This is a genomic window from Butyricicoccus sp. (assembly GCF_050872565.1).
Lineage (GTDB): Bacteria > Bacillota > Clostridia > Oscillospirales > Butyricicoccaceae > Butyricicoccus_A.
Genome location: NZ_JBNMHC010000131.1, coordinates 1 through 5,708, shown reverse-complemented (window position 1 = coordinate 5,708; position 5,708 = coordinate 1). Strand labels below are relative to the sequence as shown.

The 5,708-nt window shown below is 49.9% G+C and carries 7 protein-coding genes; 3 read left to right on the top strand and 4 right to left on the bottom strand.

Annotated features, from left to right (window positions below; all coding sequences use genetic code 11):
* The coding region (locus ACR0P9_RS06760) for an NAD(+) diphosphatase (protein WP_432618548.1) at positions 1-651 on the bottom strand (651 nt) is incomplete at its 3' end.
* A 178-nt stretch (positions 652-829) separates the two neighbouring features.
* Between ACR0P9_RS06760 and ACR0P9_RS06755 the strand changes: the two genes are divergently transcribed.
* Genes ACR0P9_RS06755 through ACR0P9_RS06745 form a run of 3 tightly spaced genes read left to right on the top strand, consistent with a single transcriptional unit; the run spans position 830 to position 3,832 of the window.
* Positions 830-1,468, top strand: a complete 639-nt coding sequence (locus ACR0P9_RS06755; RefSeq protein WP_432618546.1) for a class II aldolase/adducin family protein — start codon at positions 830-832, stop codon at positions 1,466-1,468.
* Positions 1,461-2,561, top strand: coding sequence for an S-methyl-5-thioribose-1-phosphate isomerase (gene mtnA / locus ACR0P9_RS06750; RefSeq protein ID WP_432618544.1), 1,101 nt, complete (start codon positions 1,461-1,463; stop codon positions 2,559-2,561). Before ACR0P9_RS06755 ends, mtnA begins: the two co-directional genes overlap by 8 nt.
* Positions 2,558-3,832: an amidohydrolase family protein gene (locus ACR0P9_RS06745; protein WP_432618542.1), complete on the top strand. Its 1,275-nt coding sequence runs from the start codon at positions 2,558-2,560 to the stop codon at positions 3,830-3,832. The genes mtnA and ACR0P9_RS06745 overlap by 4 nt, the downstream gene beginning before the upstream one ends.
* Positions 3,833-3,875: 43 nt before the next feature.
* On the opposite strand, the gene ACR0P9_RS06740 is transcribed toward ACR0P9_RS06745, so the two are convergent.
* The 3 genes from ACR0P9_RS06740 to ACR0P9_RS06730 all read right to left on the bottom strand — a co-directional run.
* Positions 3,876-4,562, bottom strand: coding sequence for a M48 family metallopeptidase (locus tag ACR0P9_RS06740; protein ID WP_432618540.1), 687 nt, complete (start codon positions 4,560-4,562; stop codon positions 3,876-3,878).
* The gene (locus ACR0P9_RS06735; protein ID WP_432618538.1) at positions 4,559-5,236 is read right to left on the bottom strand and encodes a DNA alkylation repair protein; all 678 of its coding nucleotides are present in this window, start codon (positions 5,234-5,236) and stop codon (positions 4,559-4,561) included. Before ACR0P9_RS06735 ends, ACR0P9_RS06740 begins: the two co-directional genes overlap by 4 nt.
* On the bottom strand, positions 5,233-5,708 hold a 476-nt coding region (locus tag ACR0P9_RS06730), incomplete at its 5' end, for a YibE/F family protein (protein ID WP_432618536.1). The genes ACR0P9_RS06735 and ACR0P9_RS06730, both read right to left, overlap by 4 nt.

The following is a 5,708-nucleotide window of genomic DNA, read 5'->3' as shown; positions in this document are numbered from 1 at the left end:
CCACGGCTGATTGCCATAATACTGAATATTTTTCACATCCAAGCCGGTCTCTTCCTTGACTTCGCGCTTAACCGTTGTCTCAAAGGTCTCGCCGACACTCATGTAGCCGGATACCAGCGCATATACCGGATTTTTATAAACCGAAGAACGTGTCAGCAGAATTTTTCCCTTGTTCACAATGCCGACAATAATCGCCGGGCTGATTGCCGGATAGGTCACGGCACGGCATTCATCATTGGTGCAGCGCATCGCCAGTTCCTTGCCATCCGGCATGGTCGGCGCGCCGCAGCAGCCACAGAAGCGGCGGCCCTGGAACCACTGGAACAAATGCAGCGCGGTAACCGAGCCGAGGCGCAGCCATTCCGGCTCTACCGCGCGCAGATAGCGCGATACTTCTCGCTTGAGCTGCTGCTTAATCTCATCCTCTGGTTCGAGCACAGTAAAGAACTGCGTGCCTGCCTGCTCGAAAATATGTACCAGTTCTGCATCATCGCCGCCCAAACGCTTCCAGTCGGCGTAAGTCGGCAGTGCGCCGGTCTCCGGTACAACAAATACATCGGTCTTTTCAAAAATCAGGACATAATCCGTGTCCTGCGGCTTTGGCTTGGCAAATTCGGTATCAATGGTATTGCGTCCAATATCCTGAATCATTGTTTTTTCCTCCACCATCACAAGCTGTGACGTTTTCTTTTTTCATTTTCGGGAATAAACAGCTCCCTCTCCCCATTATACGACCCTCTGAACAAATTGCAAGTATTTCCTGATCTGCTGTTGAAGCGAAATCAAAAAAAACGTATAATAACATAGAAAGAAACCGGAGGGATTATTTATGAAGCAATCTCTGCCAGACTTTTCCTCTCTGCGAGAGGAAATCGTCAACACCGCGCAGAAAGCCTACCGAGAAGGCATGATGGCTGCTACCAGTGGCAATCTAAGCTGCTATGATGCGGCATCCGGCTGTATTGCCATCACGCCGAGCGGTATGGATTATACCGTGATGAAACCGGAGGATATTGTCATCATTGATTTAGACGGCAATGTTTTATCCGGTCACAAGCCATCATCCGAATGGAAAATGCACGCAGAAATTTATCGACATCTGCCGCAATATCGCGCCATTGTCCACACGCATTCTCCCAACGCCACAGCCTATGCGGTGCTCCGCAAAGAAATCCCCTGTGTGCTTGTGGAAATGCTGCTGTTTCTCGGCGGAAGCATTGAAGTAGCTGATTACGCCGCCCAAGGCAGCGCCGCTGTCGGTACCAATTGCCTGTCGATTCTCAGCCGTAAGCCTGCCGCACTGCTTGCGAATCATGGCGTAGTAACGGCCGCTGATTCCTTGGCACAAGCCTATACAAACGCTGTATATGTGGAAGATTCCGCAAAAATTGTTCGGTTAGCCATGAGCACCGGCTGTCCGATTCCTGCTAGTATTGATACAGAAGGGAGCAAACCCATTCATGAGTGAGTATTTATCCGACCATGTCCATCTGAGCGATGACGGCACAGCCGTTGTCATTCTCGACCAGACACAGCTGCCCAACCGCACAGAATATCTGACCCTGCACACGGCACAAGAAATGTATGACGCTATCAAGAGCTTGCAGGTGCGCGGCGCGCCGTGTATCGGCATCTGCGCCGCTTATGATCTCTATGTTTTGGCACAGCAAATCGATGCCGATTTATCCTCGGAAGAGTTTTTATCTGCCCTACACGCACAGGCAGACTATCTCGCTTCCTCCCGCCCGACCGCAGTGAATCTGCGCTGGGCACTGGATCGTATGCTGCAAGTCGCACAAACCTGCGCCCAGCGTCCAGACCGTCTGGCTGTCTTACATGACGAATGCCTTGCTATTCACAAGGAAGACATCGCTATGTGCCGTTCGATTGCAGAATACGGTCTGTCTCTTGTCAAAGATGGAGACGGCATTCTGACGCACTGTAATGCCGGTCCGCTGGCAACCTCTCGCTACGGCACAGCGCTCGGTCCGCTGTTTTTGGGCAAAGAACGCGGCTACAACTTCCACGTCTTTTCCGATGAGACGCGTCCATTGCTGCAGGGCGCACGGCTGACCTCTTACGAATTGAGCCGCGGCGGTATTGATGTCACGTTGATCTGTGACAACATGGCAAGCCTTGTGATGAAAAACGGTTGGGTACAGGCTTGTTTTGTCGGCTGTGACCGCGTTGCCGCAAACGGCGACGCCGCCAATAAAATCGGTACATCCGGCGTTGCCATTCTGGCAAAGCACTACGGCATTCCGTTCTACGTTCTCGGCCCAACCTCTACGATTGATCTGAACTGTGCAACCGGTGAGGATATTCCGATTGAACAGCGCGATCCGGAAGAAATCAAAGAAAAATTTTACGCAGAGCCTATGGCACTTCCAGAAGTCAAATGCTATAATCCGGCATTTGACGTCACCGATCATGAGTTAATTTCCGGTATTGTCACAGAATACGGCATCTGCCGTCCGCCGTATACCGAGAGCCTGCGCGCAGTATTTGACAAAAAACACGCCGGACTTTCCTTCGGCACACCAGAGGAGGAACACGCATGAACACGCGACTGTACAACGCCCGTATTTTAACCATGGCAGATGGTTTCGAGCCGATTTGGGGCGAAATCTGGATTCAAGACGACAAAATTACGTATGTCGGTGAAGAAAAGCCGTCTGACCTGCACTGGGATGTCGAGCGCAACATCTGCGGCAACCTGATTTTGCCGGGCTTTAAAAATGCACATACGCACTCCGCTATGACATTTTTGCGTTCCTATGCAGACGATCTGCCGCTGCAAGACTGGCTCAACAAGCAGGTATTCCCGATGGAAGCCAAGCTGACAGAAGAAGATATTTATCATCTGTCCAAGCTCGCTTATCTAGAGTATTTAACCAGCGGCATTACTGCCAACTTTGACATGTATCTGACGCCGGATTCCATCGTACAAGCTTCGATTGACACAGGCTTCCGCACAGTCTTGACCGGTGCAGTCAACGATTTCAGCCAATCTGCGGCTCTGGTCGGTGAATGGTACCAAAAGTACAACGGCTATCACCCGCTCATCTCGTTTGAGCTGGGATTCCATGCGGAATACACCACCTCCCGCGGTATTTTGGAAGATCTTGCCGCTCTGGCTCATCTGTATCAAGCACCGGTATACACGCACAATTCTGAGACCGCCGGAGAAGTCGCTTCTTGTATAGAGAAGCATGGTATGACACCGACACAGTATTTGGATTCTCTGCATCTGTTTGATTTTGGCGGCGGTGGGTACCACTGCGTACACTTCACGCCGGAAGACATCGCCATTTTCAAAAAGCATAACATGTCCGTTGTCACCAATCCAGCATCTAACCTGAAGCTGGCAAGCGGCATCGCACCGATTCAGGACATTTTACAGGCCGGTGTCAATCTGGCAATCGGCACAGACGGTCCGGCAAGCAACAATTGCCTCGATATGTTCCGAGAAATGTTCTTGACCACTGCTCTCGCCAAGGTACATGAAAACGATGCATCTGCGGTTGATGCCAATGCCGTCCTGTATGCGGCAACGGTGGGCGGTGCAAAGGCTATGCGCCTGCCTCATTGCGAGACATTGACTGCCGGTTCTCAGGCCGATCTCATCGTCCTCGACTTGAATCAGCCAAACATGCAGCCAATCAACAACATCAGTAAGAACCTCGTATATAGCGGCAGCAAGCAAAATGTGCTGCTGACGATGATTGCCGGTAAGATTTTGTATGAAAACGGCGAGTTCGATGTAGGAACCGATGCGCAGGAAATTTATCACACCTGTACAGAAATCACAGAAAAACTCAAGAATATGTAATCTTTACGCAAAAAGCGGTTGCAAAAAATTGCAACCGCTTTTTCTATCTTACGGGTTCATTTAATCGTTGTTTTCGTTCCCGCCAATCCGGCAGATAGCGTTCTACGCACGCCCAAAATCGTGCGTTGTGGCTCGCTTCCAGCAAGTGACACAGCTCATGTACCACCACATACTCTATACAAGGCAAGGGTTTTTCCGCCAATGCTAAACTCAGCCAAATCCGGTGCGCGGTATAATTGCACGTGCCCCATTTGGTTCGCATCCGCTTAATGTGCCACTCTCTTACTTCCACACCAATGCAATCTGCCCACTTTGTCAGCAAATATTCTGCTTGTTCGTGCAGTTGCGCTCTCTGCCAGCCTTCAATCCAAGCCTTGCGCTGCTCCGGTGTACTGTCTTTTGGAGCAGATAGGATAAGCACATCGCCTGTGCGCTGCACGCTGCCGCGTTTTCCGGTTTCCTGCACGAGCAGCTCCAACGGCGTGCCAAAGCTGTACACGTGTTCTCCGCTCGTATATTGATGCTGCGGATATGCCATGCGAATTTTCGCTTGCTGCACGCGAATCCAATGGATATGTTCTAATACAAAGCGATCAATCACTTGATTCGGCGTGCGCAGCGGCACAGACAGGCGCACTGTCCCCTCCGGCGGGTGAACCGACAGGTTCATTGACCGAATGCGCTTGCGCACAACTTGTACAGGGATTCCCTCTATGATTCGTTCCTTCATCGCTTCAAAGTCCTCAACATTTGCTTCTGCTGCGCGGAAATTCGTCTGCTCTCTATGGCTTTCTGAATCGTCTTATTGTGCACCCATGCGTTTAGCTTTTCTTGCTGCAAATATACCATTGTGCTGTCCCATTGTTTGGCAAGAGCAGTCGCAAAATACCATGCCTGCATCATCTGCACATAGTATTCGTCCGACTGAACATCTGCCACCCAAGACAAATATTCGCCCCGAAAAGCATCATCCAAATAAAAAGACATGAGCATATTGATGCCAAATCGGACAGTATATGTCTGTCCCGATTGCATCCAACGGCGGATTTCCTGTAAAAATTCCGGCAAATGTGTTTTGACACATTTGGGGCGTAATCCATCGCAGGTTGCCCAATTGTCAATGTACGGCAAAAAGGCATTTAGCTCTGTTACAAACACGGTATAGTCTTTGATGCGTTCGAGCAGAAAGCCATGCAAATTATTCTCTTCATAATACATATGCGGAAGCGTATGTAAAAATTCCTGTGTTTCCGGCTTTTGCTCGATCTGTTTGGCCAGCTTACGCAGTTCCGGCGTGCGCACGCCGATCATCGTCTGCGGATTAACTGTAGGAATCAATTTGCTCTGAAAGGTTCGATAGCCTTCATCGCGCAAGGCGAACAATTTCTGTTGCATCTTTGTCATGATTTTTCCTCATGCGGTTTGCCGCCGGTTCCATACAATCGTTTGAGTGTCATCGCCATAGCAATCGCAGACAGTGGAATGGCTACAATGCATCCCAAAGCTGCAATGCCGGAATACAGCAGCACTTGAAACAGCGCCTTCGAGTTGAGAATATAGCTGAAGGAATATCCCCAGTAGCAAATAATATTAAACAGCAGCAGCGATTCACCGACACAGGCAAAAAACAGCGTGTTCATCGTTGTTGCCAGAATCTCCCGTCCGATTTTCAAACCGGAACCAAACAGCTGAGACGGCAGCAACATTGGGTTATTTTCATGTATTTCATAGACAGCAGAAGTTACCGCAACTGCTGCATCTTTGATTGCACCGAGCAAGCTGAGCAAAATAACTGTAATCTCTACCCGCATCATGGACAGACCGACATTGCCGTCCAAAAACAGTCCGTCATCCAAATTGATATTGACTTCGCTGT

What these genes read in the sequence shown, in the direction of transcription:
- ACR0P9_RS06755 (WP_432618546.1), top strand. Translation starts at nt 830, where the DNA reads ATGAAGCAATCTCTGCCAGACTTTTCCTCTCTGCGAGAGGAAATCGTC.
- mtnA (WP_432618544.1), top strand. Translation starts at nt 1,461, where the DNA reads ATGAGTGAGTATTTATCCGACCATGTCCATCTGAGCGATGACGGCACA.
- ACR0P9_RS06745 (WP_432618542.1), top strand. Translation starts at nt 2,558, where the DNA reads ATGAACACGCGACTGTACAACGCCCGTATTTTAACCATGGCAGATGGT.
- ACR0P9_RS06740 (WP_432618540.1), bottom strand. Translation starts at nt 4,562, where the DNA reads ATGAAGGAACGAATCATAGAGGGAATCCCTGTACAAGTTGTGCGCAAG.
- ACR0P9_RS06735 (WP_432618538.1), bottom strand. Translation starts at nt 5,236, where the DNA reads ATGACAAAGATGCAACAGAAATTGTTCGCCTTGCGCGATGAAGGCTAT.